The sequence below is a fragment of the Halomonas sp. YLB-10 genome (genome assembly GCF_003856855.1).
Classification (GTDB): Bacteria; Pseudomonadota; Gammaproteobacteria; order Pseudomonadales; family Halomonadaceae; genus Halomonas; species Halomonas litopenaei.
The window spans coordinates 184,859-205,521 of sequence record NZ_RRCU01000001.1 but is presented as its reverse complement, the minus strand read 5'-3'; the positions used below and the strand labels follow the sequence as shown (position 1 = coordinate 205,521).

The following is a 20,663-nucleotide window of genomic DNA, read 5'->3' as shown; positions in this document are numbered from 1 at the left end:
CAGCGATCTTACGTCCGCGATGGCGTGTGCAAGTGCGACACGAACCACAACTCGGGCACGTGATCATCATACAAACCTCCTGATTACATAAAGGCGCGTCGAAGAAGTCATCGCCTCCCGACTTCAAGGAGGTAGTACGTGGCTGAAAATCTTTTAAATCCCCTCGACATGCGAAGCCAAAAAATATCAAGCTACGACGCCTGTTCACGACGCTAACTTTTTTTAGAGTTTGGGAGCTGAAGCGCCGTCATCATTGCGTTACCTACACTCAAAAGTCCGGTTTTTACGAGTATCGGAAAACCTTCAATTTTCGGGTCCTTTGTTATTGGATATAAAAGGGTTTTCTACAAAGGGAATAAGCAAGGCCTATCTAGCCTTGCTAACGGGAAAGCTCTTTATTGATTTGGATGTTACGTCTTCACAAGAAACCACTTTATAAAAATGTTAAACAATCAAATGTCATGGGATATAAGAAATATAACGGCTTTGCCGTATTTTTTTATGGTCATGGATCATCCTACGAGCAAGACGCTATAAATTCTCGAAACGGAAGGATGATTTCATGTGTGAATTTGAAAGAGATAATCTGAGCGACAGCGACATACAGGACTTTCTAGGCTGTCTGGATGAGTATGAGGTGGTAACGGATTCCCAAAATCAAGAGCGTCTTGTCTCGTCACGGCACGTCTTGACGAGACGGTTGATCGAGGCGGACAACCAATTGAGAGCGTTGGGAAAGGGGAATCGCTATTTGTATAGCGAGAATCTGATTCAACCGGTTTCCTGGGGCAGCGACCAGGTTAGGCTGGCGAGTCACCCGCTGCTGACCAGGCTCGAGAATCTCCTTGCCGAGCTGTTGACGCTCTTTGGGAATAACGCGTTCGGTCACCACTATGCGCCCAGCCCTTATATCGACCGCTTTTTGCGATCGTTTCAGGACTGTGTCTATTTGCATGAGGCAATATTCAACGGGGCCCCGATGATGACTCGCGAACGGGCCGAATGGGCCGTTGAGGATCTGAATGAACGGCTAAGCACCTGGCATCATCAGCTGTCGTTGCCGGATTTTGCCTACGAGTGCCAACGCGTTCACCGTAACAGTCGCGACAACCTCAAGCGCCTGAGAAACCTTATTCAGGCCCTGTTCGAGCGCCATGGTTGCCTGCTCGTACTGCGTGTGGATCTGGGGTATAGCCAGGAGTATGGCTCCTGGATCGATTACGAGACGGCCAAGCATCACCGTGAACGACTCTGCCAGCAGTTTCACACCAATGATCTATTTGCTCATCAACTGGGGTACGCCTGGAAGCTGGAGTGGGGCATGGACAAGGGGTTTCATTACCATTTCGTGTTCTTCTTCGATGCCAATCGGCGAAAGGAACCGGTCACTCTGAGCAAGAGGATTGGAGAGCTGTGGGCGCAGTCCATCACTGGGAAACAGGGGGTCTACCATAATTGTAATCTGAATGCCGAGAACATCTATGTACAGAATGCCATGGGCGAGATCGCCTATCACGACTTGACCAAGCGGGGTTATCTCGACACTGCGATCCGCTATCTGATCAAGGTCGAAGACTGCGCGGCACTTCGCGTTCCCGGCCGTTCTTTCCAGACCAGTGCTATCCCACGCCCCTTCCCGGGCGCTCGGTTGGGCCGGCCACGCCGGTATTAACCGATGGTTACCGGCGCTCGACCTGTTTCGTCCCGGTAACGCATTTAACATTAGTGCTGTCTCGACTACGGCACTGCCTGACAAAACACCCTGGTTTACGCCCGCGCCCATGGTATGGCGGCAGTGCCGCAGTTGGCTTGATACCCCGTTTCCTTACAAAGGAGGCTCAATATGAGCGATTCCTACAGTGATCGATGGCTTCGCTGGTTCGAAGAACAGCATCCCCATCTCAAAAGCTCTCGAGAACCCCAACCCCACCAAGTAGCTATCGGAACGGCACCAGTCCCCCAAGCAATGGCCGAAGTGCCGGCAAGGTTAAAAAAAACAGCCTGTGCTACGAATCTATCTGTAAGGCATAACTCATTCCCCCTTTCCGGTGGGATGAGCCAGCCATCATCAAGCGAGCTAGGCCCTGCTTCGGTTGAGGAGTTGATCATAGAGGTCATGGCGCTTCGCCTTCGCCTGAACATGTCTCAGAAAGCATTCGCCCACAAGCTGGGTATCAGCTCTCGGACCTATCAGGACTGGGAGCAGGGACGCCGCCGGCCGTCGGGCCCCGCCAGGACCCTGCTGGAACGGGGCCTAAAAGAGCTAGGTTCCGATCATTAGCCATAAAGCACAGCGAGAGCGATAGGAGGAGTAGAAAGGGGAGTGACTGTCTGAATTTGTGCTAGAATTGCAATTTCTCGCAAAAATAGCACGGATTGGGACAGTCATGGATGATATGAATCGGATGATTGATGAAGTGCAGGCTTCTTTGAGCCTGCCAGAAGCACAGTGCGAGATCCCAGCCATTGAGAGCGAATGGCCGCACTTTCGTGAAGGTTCTCGGTTTGAATCGGCGGTAGTGGCCGTCAGTGACCATGTCCAGGTTGCTTATGAGATGGCGGTGTCGGTTGCGTTGGGAGCGATGGCCACCGCATGCCAGGGGATGGTGGATGTGGAGTATCCCAACGGTCATCGCGTACCCACCTCCCTCATGCTGCTGGTTGCAGCTAACAGTGGCGAGCGCAAAACGGCACTGGAGGGCTGGTTCTTCGGGCCAATCCGTAAGCTGCAGAACGAAAAAGAAACTGAGCGAAAGCGGCTGCAGGAGGATTACTCTCGTGAACTGAAGAATTGGCAGGATAAGGAAAAAGTATTAAGAAAAAAGATGATCAAGGCATTCGATGAAGAGCTGGAAACGGAAGGTTTAGAGAAGCGCTTGGCCAAGCACGATAAAATAAGGCCGGTATCACCCAAAGACTATCGCTTGATTTATGAGAATACGACACCCAGCGCTCTAACCTACGGGCTTTACACCAATATTCCCATTGGATGCCTGTTGTCGAGCGAGGCCGGTAGTCTCTTCAGCGGTAAGGCGTTTGAAGATCTTTATCTTTTTAACGCGCTATGGAGCGGATCTCCTATTTCTGTTTCTAGGCGTACTAGCGAATCCTTCATGCTAGATGATGCACGCTTAACCGCATCACTCATGATACAGCCAGACATCATTCAGCGCTTTCTGGAAAAGCGAGGCGATGATGCCCATGGTAGTGGCTTCTTGGCCCGCTTCCTGTTTGTCTATCCGACTCCCATGGTCGGGCATCGTGACGAGATTCCAGCTAAGCTTTCTGATGCTGATATCGCTCCATTTCAGGATCGCCTACGTGAACTTTTATTAGAGTCACTAGAGTTACTCGAATCAAGAGAGTCACGTGACAATCAATGTCCACGCCGTGTTCTCACTTTTACAGCTAACGCCAAAAGCTTATGGAGAAAAATGTACCGGCATATTGAGCAGGAGATGTTGCCGGATCAAATTTATTATCATGCTGAAGGTCATGCCTCTAAGCTAATGGATAACATTACTAGAGTTGCAGGGATCGTTCATGCTTTTGAGGGTGATAGTGGAAGTATAGACACCGATATACTTACATATGCCTATCGCTTAGTTCGCCACTACTCTCGGCATTATCTAGACCATGTTGCAGGTGAGCCTGAAATTGTGACACTTGGAAATCGTCTGGTGTAGGATATAAGGAAATTTGCCGACTATCAAAACGATCAGTATCGGTTTGTTGTCTCTGATATCAAAAAGAGAACGCACCCGAAGTTGCGTAAAAAAGATAAGATGAAGGCTGCGCTTACTATTTTGAAGCGCTTGGGGCATCTCCAAGAACTGCCACGTAGCAAGCAGATGGTTTTTAAAGATACGGTTATTGGTCCCGGTGAGCCGGAAATCAAGAATGGAGGGGTTTATTACCTTGAAGAGTTGCCGCTCTTTGAGGATCAAGAGTTTATGGTGGGCCAGGGGATGATAAAGTCTCGGTATGAGATGGGGCCTACCTTCGGCGATAAAATGTGATGGATGTGGTTTTTATGATAAACAATTAAATTAATTTTTCTCTGCTGGTTTTTGGTTTCTATAAGGTTTTTCTATATTTAAGAAAAGTGCCCGCCCAAAAATAATTGGGTGGGCGACCTTTTCTGAAGGTTTTGTTGAGTGTGTTAAAGAGAGTTAGTTGGCCTGGTTAGTTTCGCCTTCCGGTTGGTAAGGTACAATGTCTTCCAGCGACTTGGCATTGGGGAGGCGGACTAGATACTGTTGCAATGCATCTAAATCGCTCAACTGGCTCATGAATGCCTCAATCTCCTTAGGGAGCTCGCCAAAGCGGAGTTGTAGTTGTTGTATTAGTACGGTTCTCACGCCCTCAATTCGTCCCTGTGTCAGTGCTGCCTCACCTTCCAGTTGTTGATTCTTTTCGATGCGGGGAAACTCATGACGTAGTGAATAGGCCAGGCCGCGCCGTCTACTCTGGTGCTCGCTGGCTCTTTGTTGTTTCTCACGCAGTGAGTGAACGATGTCTCGGAGTTCAGCTTGAAGGTCCTTCAAGCTGGAGATATCGAGCAACTGGTATTCGTAATTTGCCGCAAAGATGCGCTCCGCTAGTTTATCGGCTACCTCGGTGCGGTCGCGCTTTTCCCAATTGGGGTTATTGTACAGCAGGCCCTTGACCATGGTGCTGAGGAGCAAGGTGGTATCCTTGTTGGAGGGACGGGCATGTCGAGCATGGCCGCCCTTGCTAGCACGAACGCCGTAGTGCTTGCCTTCCAGGTTCTTGAGGGCCTCCAACATTGCCAGGTGACGATTGGCATGCTTTAGGGCAGTGACCGTGGGTGCAAGAGATGCCGTGACGGCGCTTGTCCATTCTCTGTTCATCGAGACCAGTGGTGAAAGGTTTTTCACCCAGCTATAGACGACGAATACGGCCTGGCGAAGCGCAATGTCTCCGTGGTGGGTCAGTTGGTTGTCGATGGCGCGTTTTCCCTGCTGGATCGACAGTTCCTGATCCCAATCTCCGCGAGGGTCGACGCTGTATACTTCGATCTCCTCGAAAACCTTGCGCAGCTGGTACTCACGAGCAGCCGGACTGGCGGGGCCCGTCAAGGCGAATATGCGTTCTGTTACTGCTTTAGCCTGTTGCACAAGTTCGATAGCGAATACCGCCCAGTGGCAATCCGAAGGGGCTGACGCTGTGAACAAGGAGGAGGGGGCGGGAGTAAACTGGCTGGTTAACCTTACCGGGTCCATCGGGCATCTCCAGGGAAGCTTTACAAGCAGGGTATCATTAGCCTTGGCGCTCGATGTGGACAAATGTGGCCCTTTGCCCGGTTTCTTGAAGACGCGGGGCGTAGCCCGACAGACGACGTTGATAGCCGAAAGCTACCTGGTGATGCCACCCATTGCGTCGACGCACGCGATCGTTTCCGCCAACTCCTCCATGAGTCCATGCTCTTCAGGCCGGTCGACAGCATTGCCTCTGTCGACCGGCCTGGAGTATTCGCCTTCGTATGGCTTTTGAGTCACTTGTCCTGGGGCATGATTTTTCTGTAATGTCAATGATTCTGCTTGTTGGCATGATGCCATTAAGTGGCACTAAGGCTTCAATCTCGGCGCAATGCGATGGTTCGGGTGTTCGCTTATACATCAGCTCAGAGAGGAGTGATAGAGATGCCCATGACCATCAAGGAAGGCGCCAAGACACTGAATGCACGTCATTTTCAAGCCGACCATGGAAGCGCACGGGAGTCAGAAATCAGGCCTAAGTCCAAAAAAATGCTGCGCATCAAGGAGTTGACGGCCAGGGTTGGGCTATCAAGATCTTCTATCTACAGCAAGCTGGACCCAGGGTCAGCAGCGTTCGATCCCACATTTCCGAAGCAGATCAAGCTGGGCAGCAGAGCAGTGGCATGGTTGGAGGACGAAGTGGAGGCCTGGCTGGATCAACTGGCTAGTCACCGCTCATGACCTTCACCGGAGCATGTGTGCCTGTCCCAGCCGTGTTGCCTTGGTCAATGGCGGCTTCATACACGGGGCACCCGGGAGCATGGGCAGGAGTAGGGGCTTGGCTCGCCCCACCACGTTTATGCTGCTGGGCTATTCCTATAAGCTCAAGGCTATAAAGAGCTGGGGTGACCAGCCCGTCATTGAGCACGGCCATAGATTGCAGGGAGAGCGATACCGTGGAGATCATCGACAACGTCAGCCGGCTGCTCGGCGACGACCTGAAGGATATCCTGCGGCCCGGTGCCCGTCTCAAGATCGCGGCCTCCTGCTTCTCGATCTACGCCTACGAGGCGCTCAAGGATGAGCTGGAGGCGCTGGATTCGGTCGAGTTCATTTTCACCTCACCCACCTTCGTTCCTGACCAAGCCAGCGACAAGTTTCGCAAGGAGCACCGGGAGTTCCATATTCCCAAGGCGGAGCGTGAGCGTAGCGTCCACGGCAGCGAGTTCGAGATCCAACTCAAGAACAAGCTGACTCAACGGGCCATCGCCCGAGAGTGTGCCGACTGGATGCGCCGCAAAGCCTGCTTCCGCTCCAATCGGGGCCAAGCGGCCATGCAGCCCTTTGCCGGCGTTGCAGCTTCAGGCGGCGACACTGTCTATATGCCGCTGCAAGGCTTCACGGCGGTGGATCTGGGTTACCAGCAGGGCAACGCTGTCTCCAACTTCGTCACCCGCTTCAGCGAGCCAGCCCACACCTCACAGTTCATGGCCCTCTTTGACCAGCTGTGGCAGGACGAGGAGAAGCTCGAGGATGTCACTGAACGGCTGCGCGAGCATATCGCCTCGGTCTACCGGGAGAACCCACCGGAGCGGATCTACTTCCTGATGCTCTACCACATCTTCCACGAGTTCCTGGAAGACATCAGCGAGGACGTGCTGCCCAACGACCGCACCGGCTACCAGGACAGCGTCATCTGGCAGAAGCTGTTCAACTTCCAGCGCGACGCGGCCACCGGCGTCATCAACAAGCTGGAGACCTACAATGGCTGCATCCTGGCCGACAGCGTGGGGCTCGGGAAGACCTTTACCGCCCTGGCGGTCATCAAGTACTACGAGCTGCGTAACCGCTCCGTGTTGGTGCTGTGCCCCAAGAAGCTCGCGGACAACTGGCTGACCTACAACCGTAACCTGACCACCAACGTGCTGGCCCAGGACCGTCTGAACTATGACGTGCTCTGCCATACCGACCTGCAGCGCACTCGTGGGGAATCCTTCGGCATGCCGTTGGACCGCGTCAACTGGGGCAACTATGACCTGGTGGTAATAGACGAGTCGCACAACTTCCGCAACAACGACGTCTACAAGGATCGCGAGACGCGCTACCAGAAGCTGATGAATCAGGTCATCCGTGCCGGTGTGAAGACCAAAGTGCTGATGCTCTCGGCTACGCCGGTCAATAACCGCTTCAACGACCTCAAGAACCAGCTGGCCTTGGCCTACGAGGGCGAAGCCGAGAACCTGACGCGCCATCTCAGCGGAGCCCAAGACATCGAGGGTATCTTCCGCCGCGCCCAGGCGACCTTCAACGAGTGGTCGGCGCTCCCGCCCGAGAAGCGCACCACGGGTGCCATCCTGCAGGCGCTGGACTTCGACTTCTTCGAGCTCTTGGACAGCGTCACCATCGCTCGCTCACGCCGGCATATCGAAACCTTCTACGACACTAGTGATATCGGCAGCTTCCCGGAGCGTCGCAAGCCGCTCTCGTTTCACTGCCCGCTCACCCACCGGTCTGGCGTGATTGGCTTCAACGAGATTTTCCGGCAACTCTCCCAGCTCAAGCTCTCGGTCTACGCCCCGATCAGCTACATCCTGCCCAGCCGCCTCAAGAAGTACGAGGAGATGTACGACACTGAAGTGTCCAGCGGGGGAGGAAGCTTCAAGCAGGTGGACCGGGAGAAGAGCCTGCAGGCCCTGATGACGACCAACCTGCTCAAGCGTTTGGAGAGCTCGGTGGCGGCGTTTCGCCTGACACTAGAAGGGCTGCAGGATAGCCATACCAACCTCCTAGAGAAGATTGAGGCCTTCAAGCGCACCGGCCGTTCGGGTGGCTTCGCCGATATCGCCGCGTCCTTCGAAGATGCCGACCCTGACGACGACAGCATTCCCATGCCTGGCGATGCCACGGTAGGTAAAAAGGTCCAGATCAGCCTGGAGGATATGGACCTGCCGTCCTGGGAGCATGATCTGAACAATGACCTGGTGTGGATCGAGCTGCTGCTGGAGGAAATGGCGAAGATCACTCCGGCCGACGATGCCAAACTGCAGCACCTGAAGACGCAGATCGCCAGCAAGCTCGTCTCGCCGATCAACCCCGGCAACCGCAAGGTGATGATCTTCACCGCCTTCGCAGATACCGCCAAGTACCTCTATGACAATCTGGCGCCTGGCTTGCTGGAGAGCCAGGGCGTGCACACCGGCCTGGTGACCGGCAGCGCTGCACCGAAGTCTACCATCGGGGCCATGCCCAACAGTCGCCAGCACTACGACTTCCAGGGCCTGCTGACGCTGTTCGCCCCTCAGGCCAAGAGCAAGGACGTGGTGTACCCCGATGAGCCCCGCGAGCTGGATATCCTGATCGGGACCGACTGCATCTCGGAAGGCCAGAATCTGCAGGACTGCGATTACCTGATCAACTACGACATCCACTGGAACCCGGTGCGCATCGTCCAGCGCTTCGGGCGTATCGACCGGATCGGCTCGCCCAACGCCAGCATCCAGCTGGTCAACTACTGGCCGGATATCAGCCTGGATGAGTACATCAATCTCAAGGAGCGCGTCGAGAACCGCATGGTGATCGCCGACGTCACCGCCACCGGCGACGACAACGTGCTCAACGCTCAGTCCAACGACGTCGCTTACCGGCGAGAGCAGCTTCGCCGGATGCAGGACGAAGTGGTGGAGATGGAGGACCTCAAGTCCGGCGTGTCGATCACCGATCTGGGCCTGAATGAATTCCGCATGGACCTGCTGGGGTACATGAAGGAGAACGGCGACCTGAGCCGAATTCCCAACGGGCTGCATACCGTCGTGCCGGCTCGCCCCGAGAAGGGCCTGCAGCCTGGTGTCATCTTCACGCTGCGTAACCTCAATCAGCGGGTAGGCCATCAAGGCAGTACGCTGCAGCAGCAGAACCGCTTGCATCCCTTCTACCTGGTCTACATCAGCCACACCGGCGAGGTGATCAGCGACTACACCGAGGTCAAGCGCCTGCTCGACCTGGCACGCACCGCCTGCAAGGGGCTGAGCGCCCCCGTCGAAGCTGTCTATCGTGCCTTCAACGAGGAAACTCAAGACGGCCGTGAGATGCACGACTATTCGGCGCTACTGGATGAGGCCATCCGCTCGATGATCGAGGTGAAGGAGGACAAGGACATCGACAGCCTGTTCAGCGGTGGCGAGACCACGGCACTGGTCGATACCATTGAAGGGCTCGACGACTTCGAGCTGATCACCTTTATCGTCATTCGTGAGGCAGGCTCAGCCACAGACATGGGTACGGAGCGTCATGCGGCCAGCGGAGAAAGCGAGAAAGAGGCATGACGGCACCGCTGTACCAGTACCCCACCAAGACGCTGCTCGACCGCGTGGTAGCCAAGCAGCGCATCCTGGCGCATGTGCGGGCCACCGCTAAGCTCAGGGAGCGACTGCGAGACGACGTCGCCCAGATCACCTGGCATGCCAAGCTGGCCCATAACACGATCAACTTGCCTGGCACTGACGACGTGCCCGAGTTGCAGGTCTTCGTGATCACGCTCAAGGGCGAAGACCTGCATCGAGATGTGCTGCGGGCCATCGACCGTGCCATACCTTTTCCGATCCTGTTCGAGCTACATGGCACCCGCGGCATCCGTGTCACCGCCGCCTACAAGCGGCCAAGCCAGGCCGACCCCAGCAAATGGGTGCTTGATGACCACTATGCCAGCAGTGACTGGCTGCCAGCCGAGTCGCCCCGTCAACCGCTGCCCACGGCCATCGACCTGAAGCAGCTCTACCAGCAGCTTCTGCGGAGCCTGCTCCCAACGCCGTCGCGTCAGGGCGAAGCCTTGCCGGATCAGTTGGAACGGCTCAAGGCCGTGGAATCCCTCAAGAGGGATGCCGACAAGCTCGAGAAGCGCCTGCGCAACGAGAAACAGTTCAACCGCAAGGTCGAGATCAACGCCGAATTGCGCTCGATCCGTGAGAAAATTGCTGACTATGACATCTAATCACGACCGCAGAGGTCCGGAGACAAGCGACACCATGGACAAGCTGAAGATGCACTCCCCTAACCTGACTGAGGACAGTATCGCCAAGCTGGCCGAGCTGTTCCCCAGCTGTGTCTCCGAGGCGCGGGATGAGCAGGGGCGAGTGAAGCAAGCCATCGACTTCGACCAGCTACGCCAGGAGCTCTCCGATCATATCGTCGAAGGGCCCAAGGAACGTTACCATCTCAACTGGCCCGGCAAGCGGGAGGCCCTGCTTGCGGCCAATGCGCCGATTGCCAAGACACTGCGCCCCTGTCGCGAAGAGAGTGTGGACTTCGATACCACGAAGAACCTTTTCATTGAAGGGGATAACCTTGAGGCACTCAAGCTTCTTCAGGAAACTTACCTAGGCAGGGTCAAATTAATTTATATCGACCCGCCCTACAATACAGGGCGTGAATTCATCTACGACGATGACTACCGCGAGTCCTTTGACGACTACCTTGATTCTTCCGGGCAGCGTGATGAGCAAGGTGGCCGGTTAGTTGCCAACACCGAAGCCAATGGGCGATTCCATTCGGACTGGCTATCTATGATGTACCCCCGGTTGCGGCTGGCAAAGAACCTTTTGTGCGATAACGGCGTGATCTTCATTTCCATTGATGATCATGAGGTTGATAACCTTAGAAAGCTGTGTGATGAAGTTTTTGGCGGTGAGAACTTTGTTGCACAAATAATCTGGCAGAAAGTTTTTTCCCCAAAAAATAGCGCCAAATGGTTCTCTGAGGACCATGATTATCTGCTAGTTTACGCTAAAGACAAAGATTCATGGGCTCCAAACATGCTTCCTCAGACAGAGGAAATGATTGCACGCTATAAAAATCCAGACAATGATTCAAGGGGAGTTTGGCAGTCTGACAATCTAACGGCGAGAAATCGCTATGATGCTGGGCTTTATTCAGTCACATGCCCTTCAGGGAGAGTGATTGAAGGACCACCCAGAGGAAGATATTGGAGCATAAGTGAAGAGAGCTTCCATAAGCTAAATGCTGACAACAGAATTTGGTGGGGGGAGGATGGGAACAATATGCCCCGGCTAAAAAGATTTCTGTCCGAAGTCAAGCAAGGAAGGACTCCGCAGACCATCTGGCCATATAGCGAAGTTGGGCATACTCAAGACGCGAAAAAGACGCTATTGAAGTATGTTGATTTCCAAGAGACAGAAAATGTTCTCAATTCAGTCAAGCCAGTTGAGCTGATACAGAGGATCTTGCAGCTATCCACATCGCCTGATGGCAACGATATTGTGCTTGACTTCTTTAGCGGAAGCGCATCGACAGCTCACGCAGTGCTAAAGCAGAATTATGAGGATGGAGGGAAGCGCCGCTTCATCGGGGTGCAAATTCCCGAGCCGCTGCCCAAGCCTGAGCCCGAGCTTGGTTCAATCTTTGAGATGGGGGCTAAGCGTATTAAGAATTACGCCAAAGAGATTTCATCAGAAGCAGATGACCAAAAGGCTAGTTCTCTCGATCTTGGCTTTCGCGTCATGAAGATTGACTCGTCAAACATGCGAGAAACTCACTATTCGCCGGACGAGCTGAGCCAGGGCCTGCTGGCTGAAAGTATCGACAATATCCGCGAGGGACGGAGTTCAGAAGACCTGCTCTTCCAGGTCCTACTGGGCTGGGGCGTAGACCTTTCGCTTCCCGTCTCCCGCCAGGAGCTCCACGGGAAAACCATCTTCCTCGTCGACGGGGCCGAGAAGCATATGGCCCTGGCCGCCTGCTTCGACCTCGATATCGACGAGGCCTTCGTCAAGCAGCTCGCCGAGTACGAGCCGCTGCGCGTGGTGTTCCGCGATGCCGGCTTTGCCAGCGACAGCGTCAAGATCAACGTCGAGCAGATCTTCGCTCAGAAGTCGCCCAATACCGACGTCAAGGTGATCTAGGCCCATGAGCATGGACGAGCAGGCGCTGAAGCAGTTGCTCCACTCCCTGATCGAGCGCTGGGAGAGCGAGGTGGTCGAGTTCAAGCGCGGTGGCAAGGGCTTCTCCACCTCGGATCTCGGCAAGTACCTCTCGGCGCTGGCCAACGAGGCCAATCTGCGTGCCTGCGAAAGCGCCTGGCTGGTCTTTGGCATCGACGACAAGACCCGGCGCATCCTGGGGTCCGAGTACCGCCAATCCCTCGGCGAGCTCGATAAGCTCAAGATGCAGATCGCCGACGGCACCGAGCCTAGTATCACCTTCCGTGACATCCACGAGCTGGAAACGCCGGAAGGGCGGGTGCTGCTGTTCGAGATTCCGGCCGCGCCGATGGGCATGCCCATCGCCTGGCTGGGGCATTACTACGCTCGCGCTGGGGAGAGCCTGACCAGCCTTGGCCTGGACAAGCTAGATACGATCCGACGACAGACCGATGCCACCGACTGGTCCGTGCAACTGGTACCGAATGCCACGCACGACCATCTCGACCCTGAGGCGGTCAGCAAGGCCCGAGAATCCTTTGCCAAGAAGTACGCCAACCGCTTCGAGCCCGGCGAGGTGATGGGGTGGCCGCTGGCCACCTTCCTGGATCGCGCCAAGCTGACGCTGGATGGCAAGGTGACCCGGGCGGCCCTCTTGCTGCTGGGCAAGGAGGAGGCGGTACCGCTGCTATCTCCCCATCCCGCTCAGCTGACCTGGAAGCTGGAAGGGCCGGAGCGGGCCTACCAGCACTTCGGCCCGCCGTTCCTGCTGGCTACGACGTGGCTGTACCAGCAGATCCGCAACGTGCAGGTGCGAATCCTGCCGGAGGACCAGCTACTGGGCGTGGAGCTGGCCAAGTATGACCAGCGGATCGTACTGGAGGCGCTGCACAACTGCATTGCCCACCAGGACTACACCCGCAACGGCCGGGTCCTGGTCACCGAAGAGCCGGACCGGCTCATTCTGGAAAACGCTGGTGCATTCTTCGAGGGCAGGCCGGAAGACTATGTCACCGGTCACAAGACACCGATGCACTACCGCAACCCCTTCCTGGTCAATGCCATGGTCGAGCTGAACATGATCGACACCATGGGCTACGGCATCCACGAGATGCATCTGGGGCAGGCGAAGCGCTATCTCCCCATGCCGGACTATGACGTGACCGACCCCGCCCGGGTGCGGCTGACGATCTATGGCAGCATCGTCGATCCGGCCTACACACGCATGCTGATCAAGAAGACCGAGCTCTCTCTGCAGGAGATTTTGGCCCTGGATCGCGTGCAGAAACAGCTGCCACTCGACAAGGAGATGGCGAGTCGCCTGCGCCGCGCCAAGCTGATCGAAGGCCGGCAGCCCAATCTGCGCGTCTCCGCCGAGATTGCCACCGCAACGGCGACCAAGGCCCAGTACATTCACACCCGCGGGCAGGATGACGCCTTCTACGCCAAGCTGGTGACCGACTACCTGGCCAAGTTCGGTTCCGCCAGCCGTCAGGAGATCGACACCCTGCTGTGGGACAAGCTCAGCGATGCCCTGGATGAGCCAAAAAAGAAGGCTAAGGTCGGTAACATTCTGACCAAGCTGCGCCGAGCCGGCCAGATCCGTAATGCTGGCAGCCGCGGTGCGCCGGAATGGCGGCTGACAGAGGCTGATGCAGAAAGCTCTGCAGAAAGAAACGGCGGCTCTGCAGAAAGAGACTGAAAGAAGTTCTATTTAAGTTGTTGATTTTAAAATTAAAGCATCGTGAGCCCTTTCTGCAGGCTCCGATGCCGGTGCAGAAAGGAAGGCCATGAAGCTCAAGTTCAAGACCCAGGAATACCAGACACGGGCGGTCGAGGCGCTGGCGGACTGCTTTGCTGGCCAGCCCTTTAGCAGCGGTATCCGCTACCGTATCGACCCGGGCGAGGCCGCGCCCCTGGCACAGCCGCTGCAGCGGGATATGTATGCTTCCCCAGACCCCGACGACGCCGGTTTCAAGAATGCCGCGCTGGAGCTGACGGAGTTTGAGCTGCTGAATAACATCAAGACCATTCAGCGCCGTCAGAACCTCCCGGTTTCCGATAGCTTGAAGAAAGACGACAAGACTGGCTGTCCCATCAACCTGGATATGGAGATGGAGACCGGTACCGGCAAGACCTACGTCTATCTGAAGAGCATGTTCGAGCTGAAGCAACGCTACGGCTGGAGCAAGTTCATCGTGGTGGTGCCCAGCATCGCTATCCGAGAGGGAGTCTACAAGTCGCTCCAGATCACCGCTGACCACTTCCTGGAGAGCTACGGGGAGAAGGCGCGCTTCTTCATCTATAACTCGAAGCAGCTGCACAACCTGGAAAGCTACTCCTCGGATGCCGGCATCAGTGTGATGGTCATCAACGTGCAGGCCTTCAACTCCCGTGGCGCCGATAACCGCCGCATCTACGATGAGCTGGACGACTTCCAGTCGCGGCGTCCCATCGACGTTATCAAGGCCAATCGCCCGATCCTGTTCCTCGATGAGCCGCAGAAGATGGAAGGGGGCAAGACGCTCAGCTCACTGAGCGAGTTCAACCCCCTGTTCATCGTGCGCTACTCGGCGACCCACAAGACGACCTATAACAAGATCCACCGCCTGGATGCCCTGGACGCCTACAACCAGAAACTGGTGAAGAAGATCTCGGTGCACGGTGTTACCACCAAGGGCCTCACCGGCACCGATGCCTATCTCTACCTCGAGAACATCGAGACGGCCAAGAACAAGCCCCCTGTCGCCTGGGTCGAGTATGAGGAGAAGTCAGCCAGTGGCGTGAAGCGAAAGCGCCGCAAGCTGGGCAAGGGTGACAACCTGCATGAACTCTCGGGTGGGCTGGACCAATACAAGGGCTTCGTCGTCTCGGACATTGACGCCCGGGTGGACCAGCTCAGCTTCATCAACGGCGTCGAGCTAACCGCCGGGGAGGTGACCGTCGACGTCACCGAGAAGGCGCTGCGCCAGATTCAGATCCGTGAGGCGGTCAAGGCGCACTTCAAGAAGGAACAGCTGCTGTTTTCCCAGGGCGTCAAAGTTCTCACGCTGTTCTTCATCGATGAGGTGGCCAAGTATCGCCAGTACGATGAAGGCGGCGAGGTACTGGGCGAGTACGCCCGGATCTTCGAGGAGGAATACAACCAGCAGCTCAACCAGGTGCTGACCCTTGAGGACAGCGAGTACAACCGCTACCTGAAGGGCATCAACGCCTCGGACACCCACAACGGCTACTTCTCCATCGACAAAAAGTCCAAGCGCCTCATCGATCCCAAGACCAAGGCCCGCTCGACTGAGACGGACGATGTCGATGCCTACGACTTGATATTGAAGGACAAGGAACGCCTGCTCTCCTTCGAGGAGCCCACGCGATTCATCTTCTCCCACTCCGCACTGCGGGAGGGCTGGGACAATCCCAACGTGTTCGTCATCTGCACGCTGAAGCATAGTGACAACACCATCTCCCGGCGCCAGGAAGTGGGCCGGGGTCTGCGTCTCGCGGTCAACCAGCTAGGGGACCGCATGGACGATCCCATGACGGTGCACGACATCAACGAGCTGACGGTGGTCGCCAGCGAGAGCTATAAAGACTTCGTCACCGCCTTGCAGCGCGACATCAGCAAGGATCTCTCCGAGCGCCCGCGAGTCGCCGATGAGGCCTACTTCACCGGCAAGCTGCTCGTGTCAGATGAGGGAGAGGTAGAAGTCACGCCCGCCATGGCCAAGGAGATCTACCGCTACCTGCTCAAGAACGACTACACGGATAACGCTGATCACATCACTGATGACTACCACCAGGCCAAGGAGGACGGGACCCTGGCCGAGCTGCCAGAGGCGCTGCAGCCCCATGCGCAGCAGGTCTTCCAGCTGATCGACAGCGTCTTCAGCAACGCCCAGTTGCCGCACATTGAGGATGGCCGCAAAGCCAAGCTGAACCCGCTCAATGACAACTTCCACAAGAAGGAATTCCAGGAGCTCTGGGAGCGCATTAACCGCAAGGCAGCCTACTCCGTCAGCTTCGATTCCAACGAACTGATTGGGAAATGCGTGGGCTACCTTGATCTGAAGCTCAAGGTGAAGCGCCTGGAGTATCAGGTGGAACGTGGCACCCAGAAGGCGGAAGCCAGCTACCAGGACATGACAAGTGGGCAGGCCTTCACCGTCGATGAGAGCGAGCGGGTCAAGCATGACGGCTCGCTTCACTCGGCGGTTCAGTATGACCTGATCGGCCGCCTGGCCGAAGCCACGCAGCTGACACGACGCACCGTCGCGGCGATTCTCTCCAAGATTCAGCCGAAGACCTTCAAGCAGTACCAGATGAACCCCGAGGACTTCATGGCCCAGGCCGCCAGGCTGATCAACGAGCAGAAGGCCAGCATGGTGGTCGAGCACATCAGCTATGACCCGCTCAACGAGCAGCACAGTCGGGAAATCTTCACTATAGAGAAGTCGGAGAACCAGCTGGATCAAGCCTACAAGGCCAACCGCCACGTCTATGACTACGTAGTGACCGATTCCAAAATTGAACGGGAATTCGTTGAAGAGCTCGATACCGGCAAGGAGGTGGTGGTCTACGCCAAGCTACCGAAGAGCTTCTTCATCCCGACGCCAGTGGGCAACTACAATCCCGACTGGGCCATCGCCTTCAACGAAAATAACGTCAAACACGTCTACTTCGTGGCCGAGACCAAGGGCAGCATGTCATCGCTGGAGCTGCGTGAAATCGAGCAGGCCAAGATAAAGTGCGCCAATGAGTTTTTCGACACTATCGCGACGGCGAGGGTGAAGTACGACGTGGTGGATTCCTATGACAAGCTGATGGATTTGGTTCGATAAAGAATAACGACGCCAGGCCTTTTCATGGCCTGGCTTATGCCGCGATAGAGACAAGGAGAGTGCTGTGGCTAAGATAATACTGGTAAGAAGTCCGCTTGAGTTAGCAAAAATAGATCAGGCCGGATATGGCTGGTCTCAAATGAATTTTTCAGAGCACTCATCTGCTGAATCACTGATGGCAGCATTTCGTGACCAAGATATCGAGGTTGGTAGGAAAGGAAACCAAATCCGGCGATTCTTTAATATTCGTGCCGGAGACTTGATAGTGGTGCCCGTCGCTCGGGCTATCCTGCTTTCTAGAGCTACTGGCGAGAAAAGCTTTGGACTAGATGTGGGGTATGGAGAAAACCGCGTCGGTGCAAAATACTTGCGGGGTCCAGATGGAACCATCAAAAGGATTCCTCGCGACGACCTTTCCACCGCCCTTGAGACACGGCTAAAAATTCGGATGGCCGTTGCATCGCTGGATGAGTTCTCAGACGAGCTGGAAACACTATATGCGCGGCTGGAATCTGGTGGTTTCAGTAACATCAATAGCCAGCATGAGGCTGAAAACAGTGAAGCAATTGAAGCTTTCAAGAATACCCTGCTAGAACGTATCCGAGAAGGAAATACCTTCCTTTCTGGAGGCGGAAATGGAATGGAAATGCTGGTGATGGAGCTCTTGAAGCTGGAAGGGTATGACGTTCACCGGCCCAGTAAGCGACACTACGAAGGCATTGCAGATGCTGACATTGAAGCTTACCGAAAGGATCGGTTCAATCCTACCAAGCTCCTCATTCAAGTAAAGCATCATCAGGGTACTACTGGATCTCACGGCATCCGGCAGCTCGCCGCAATTGATGAGGACGGCGCTCAGCGATGGCTGATCACGACAGCGATCTCAGGGGAAAGCACCAAGGCATTGGCGGAGAAAGATGGCATCCAAATAATGGATGGGGCTGACTTTGTTGATTGGCTCTCTGAACATTGCCAAAACTTGTCGGTTGTCACACGAAGTCGGCTTGGGCTCTCTGATGTCCCTGTACTGCTTTAAAAATACTGCTCTGGAGGAAATTCAATGGGCTATGATTCAGGGTTCGACCAGCGTCGGCTAGACCAACTAGCATCGACATACCTAACGGATAGCTTGGCAGTCGGCGACGTCGTATTTTTCGCTGATGACGATGGCCGGCTGGGGAAAGCGACCTGGTGCCTTAACGAGGGGCACTACAAGTCCCTGAACGACTCAGGTTTCAAGTATCACTTGATGGAGTTGCTCGACTCCCTCTTGACCTATCGTGCTCAGCATGAGCAGCCAAATGCTACACAAGGGGTGGTTAAGCTGAATAAGAAAGAGCTCAGAATGCAGTGGGTCACGCCGGAGGAAGCCAGCCGGCTCGCGGAGTAATTTGGCAAGCCATCCAAGAGCATCCAGGGTAAAAGCCAAGCTCATTCCGATCTTTAAATACTTGAACCCAAGCGGCTCAGATATCTCCGGTTGGCGATATGAAGCAAATGACAACAGAGGGTTCCAGCTCGGATGCATAATCAGAATAGGTCAAAAAAACGCCAAGTCACGCCTCCATCCAACATTTCTTTGTCTGAGGGGCGGGAGGTCGCCATGACACATGAAACCAAGGAAATGCTGGACTTCCTTCAAGCAGTAGCTGCTGCAGAGATCGAGAGAAAGCGCCGGCTTGGCCACTATGTTGTTGTTTGGTTGGACGGTCGGCCAGCGCTGATTGGAGAAGATGCGCCAACCGACCATGAGTGAAAAATTCTTCTTCTCTTAAGGTTTAAACAGATAGCTATTTTTAACCATTACTTCAACTTCTCAAAGGGATGAGTGCTCTAGAATGCTGACCAAGTTAGACTTGTATTCTGTATGCCCACCCACAATCTCAGTTACATCTATATTCACCACTTCGCAAATTCCAATGCCTTTAGTTTTAAAATATTCTATCTCTCCCAGGCCCACAGGATCATCCCCTAGCTCGGCAGTGTGGTACAGTTTTTTTAGCACATCGTCGTTCATTGAATAAAAATTAAAAACGCGGTCTTCTACTGACTGCAAAGCTCCAGCCCAGCGCTGTTTGTCTTTTCGAGATACCGCCCCACCAAATAAGTAAGCCTGATCAACTTTACAACCTGATCCAAGGAGAGCCACCAAGGCGTTGTGAATTACACGGCCACCTAACGAATGTCCGTATAGTCTCACCTTTAAGTCCGGAGCAAAAGTCTTTGCGTTAATTATTTGTTTGGCAAGCTCATTGCCATAGATATAAGAATTTTCTACCGCTTCATACCAGCAAGTTATCCCAGATTCGTCAAAGTTTCTCGAAGGCCATGAAAATCCAAAGATAGAGCCAAATGTCTCACGGGTTTCTAGAGACGTCCTCCAATCAGAAAACTGCCCTTTTGCTGACTCTGACATAAAGCCATCAATGCAAATGTGAAGAAATTTCGTATCGTCAATTTGAGACACTCTCCGTAGCCCAAAAATTTTCTCGGCAGCTCTTTCCTCATCTGCAGTGAAGTCATCTACAAAGCTGCTAGCACTCTTCCCGAGCTTGTGTACCTTTTTGAATCCAGCCACGCCGGGAACAAAATCTGTTGCTATATCGGCAACAAAAAGAGCCCTTCTCAAGTAATCCGTCCCCTTGACCCCAGGAGCGTAATCATCACGACTCACATCATGCAAGCGTTCAAAACATTCAATACAAGTTGCTTTGTAGTTCATGATTGCAGGATGAATTGTTCTTGACAGCAGTTTATTATCAACATCCAGATCATCTGCCATTTTTTTTATATCAATATCATCAAACGGATCTTCATTTTCTTCTAGACGAGAAAGACTGGCTAGCATTAATAAATTTTTTAACCAAGGTTTGTCAATCTTTAAATGTGAAGATCCAGAGCCATCCTCAATATAGTCTTGTGAAGCCCCCGAGTTTTGATAAAATGCCCCCAGAATATAGTTGAGGAACATTGTCTCTGCGCCACTCGCTGACCCCTCATGATTCTTCATTATTTTATTATTAAAAATTAGAACGAAATTAGAAGCTTCCAGGGTGCTAAGCTCGTAGAGTTTGATGGAGTTAAGCATGAAGATTTTTTCTGATGCCGGGATCTCTTCAAGTTCTTTTTTATCTAGGTCTTCAGAATAAATAATGTCATAAATTTCACATGAAGACTTACACAGCGAATTGGCCAAGGTGCAAATATTTTCTTGCGCTTTAACACCAAAATGTATATTGGGTTCGAAATTTTTACTTATGAAGGAGCTGTACTCGTTTTCACCTGAGAAAAGAGACAATCCTGACTTTTGATGCAAACCGAATTCGCACAGTTTGGCAAGGAATAGCAAAAGTTTTTGAGACCCAACAGAAAGCGTCTCATCAATCACTTCGTCGAACAGCCAATTTTCACGCATGTCGAGGCGCATTGCCGCTGCGACATCTTGCTCATTAAAACCGGAAAATTCACACAGTGTTTCTATCAATGTCAGTTCTTTTTTATTCATCGGCGGGCTAGAAAAAAGCATCAGCCCCAAAAGTTTAATGATAGCTTTTCGCTCAGAAAGTTCCCTCTCTTGAAGAACTGAGTAAATCACACTCTCCTCCTGCCTAGAAAAATGTCAAGCGATAAGATTTTGATCGCTAAGATAAAAATCGGCCATCAGGAAATTT

The 20,663-nt window shown here is 54.0% G+C and carries 15 protein-coding genes; 13 read left to right on the top strand and 2 right to left on the bottom strand.

From position 1 onward, the window contains the following. Window positions 1-562 precede the first annotated feature (562 nt). The 4 genes from EBB56_RS00705 (at window position 563) to EBB56_RS00690 (ending at window position 4,019) form a co-directional block, all read left to right on the top strand. Complete coding sequence (locus tag EBB56_RS00705; RefSeq protein WP_124802414.1) at window positions 563-1,672, top strand: inovirus-type Gp2 protein; 1,110 nt, start codon at window positions 563-565, stop codon at window positions 1,670-1,672. 444 nt (window positions 1,673-2,116) lie between these two features. After that, a complete protein-coding gene (locus EBB56_RS22290) occupies window positions 2,117-2,281 on the top strand; it encodes a helix-turn-helix domain-containing protein (protein WP_260425281.1) in 165 nt (54 codons plus the stop codon). A gap of 106 nt (window positions 2,282-2,387) precedes the next feature. Continuing rightward, on the top strand, window positions 2,388-3,686 hold the full coding sequence (locus EBB56_RS00695; protein ID WP_124802412.1) for a YfjI family protein: 1,299 nt from the start codon (window positions 2,388-2,390) through the stop codon (window positions 3,684-3,686). 99 nt (window positions 3,687-3,785) lie between these two features. Beyond that, entirely contained in the window at window positions 3,786-4,019 is a 234-nt protein-coding gene (locus tag EBB56_RS00690; protein ID WP_124802410.1) for a hypothetical protein, read from the top strand. Window positions 4,020-4,172: 153 nt separating this feature from the next. Here the strand turns inward: EBB56_RS00690 and EBB56_RS00685 are convergent, their stop codons facing one another. Beyond that, window positions 4,173-5,246, bottom strand: a complete 1,074-nt coding sequence (locus EBB56_RS00685; protein ID WP_124802408.1) for a hypothetical protein — start codon at window positions 5,244-5,246, stop codon at window positions 4,173-4,175. 426 nt (window positions 5,247-5,672) lie between these two features. Between EBB56_RS00685 and EBB56_RS00680 the strand changes: the two genes are divergently transcribed. From EBB56_RS00680 to EBB56_RS21795, 9 genes are all read left to right on the top strand, one after another. Beyond that, window positions 5,673-5,963 carry an AlpA family transcriptional regulator gene (locus EBB56_RS00680; RefSeq protein ID WP_124802406.1) on the top strand — a complete coding sequence of 97 codons (291 nt, stop codon included), beginning with the start codon at window positions 5,673-5,675 and terminating at the stop codon, window positions 5,961-5,963. 215 nt (window positions 5,964-6,178) lie between these two features. Then, the gene (locus tag EBB56_RS00675) at window positions 6,179-9,544 is read left to right on the top strand and encodes a helicase-related protein (protein WP_124802404.1); all 3,366 of its coding nucleotides are present in this window, start codon (window positions 6,179-6,181) and stop codon (window positions 9,542-9,544) included. Next, complete coding sequence (locus tag EBB56_RS00670; RefSeq protein ID WP_124802402.1) at window positions 9,541-10,209, top strand: DUF4391 domain-containing protein; 669 nt, start codon at window positions 9,541-9,543, stop codon at window positions 10,207-10,209. Before EBB56_RS00675 ends, EBB56_RS00670 begins: the two co-directional genes overlap by 4 nt. A 34-nt stretch (window positions 10,210-10,243) precedes the next feature. Continuing rightward, window positions 10,244-12,136 (top strand): site-specific DNA-methyltransferase, encoded by a 1,893-nt coding sequence (locus EBB56_RS00665; protein WP_124802400.1) that lies wholly within the window; start codon window positions 10,244-10,246, stop codon window positions 12,134-12,136. Window positions 12,137-12,140: 4 nt separating this feature from the next. After that, the gene (locus tag EBB56_RS00660) at window positions 12,141-13,856 is read left to right on the top strand and encodes an RNA-binding domain-containing protein (protein WP_260425258.1); all 1,716 of its coding nucleotides are present in this window, start codon (window positions 12,141-12,143) and stop codon (window positions 13,854-13,856) included. A gap of 88 nt (window positions 13,857-13,944) precedes the next feature. Then, window positions 13,945-16,992, top strand: a complete 3,048-nt coding sequence (locus EBB56_RS00655) for a type III restriction-modification system endonuclease (protein WP_124802398.1) — start codon at window positions 13,945-13,947, stop codon at window positions 16,990-16,992. A 64-nt stretch (window positions 16,993-17,056) separates the two neighbouring features. Next, window positions 17,057-18,028, top strand: a complete 972-nt coding sequence (locus EBB56_RS00650) for a restriction endonuclease (RefSeq protein ID WP_124802396.1) — start codon at window positions 17,057-17,059, stop codon at window positions 18,026-18,028. 24 nt (window positions 18,029-18,052) lie between these two features. Next, window positions 18,053-18,382, top strand: a complete 330-nt coding sequence (locus tag EBB56_RS00645; protein ID WP_124802394.1) for a hypothetical protein — start codon at window positions 18,053-18,055, stop codon at window positions 18,380-18,382. 213 nt (window positions 18,383-18,595) lie between these two features. Continuing rightward, complete coding sequence (locus tag EBB56_RS21795; RefSeq protein WP_185696358.1) at window positions 18,596-18,748, top strand: hypothetical protein; 153 nt, start codon at window positions 18,596-18,598, stop codon at window positions 18,746-18,748. Window positions 18,749-18,808: 60 nt separating this feature from the next. On the opposite strand, the gene EBB56_RS00640 is transcribed toward EBB56_RS21795, so the two are convergent. Beyond that, window positions 18,809-20,587 carry a DUF726 domain-containing protein gene (locus EBB56_RS00640; protein WP_124802392.1) on the bottom strand — a complete coding sequence of 593 codons (1,779 nt, stop codon included), beginning with the start codon at window positions 20,585-20,587 and terminating at the stop codon, window positions 18,809-18,811. Window positions 20,588-20,663: the final 76 nt, after the last annotated feature.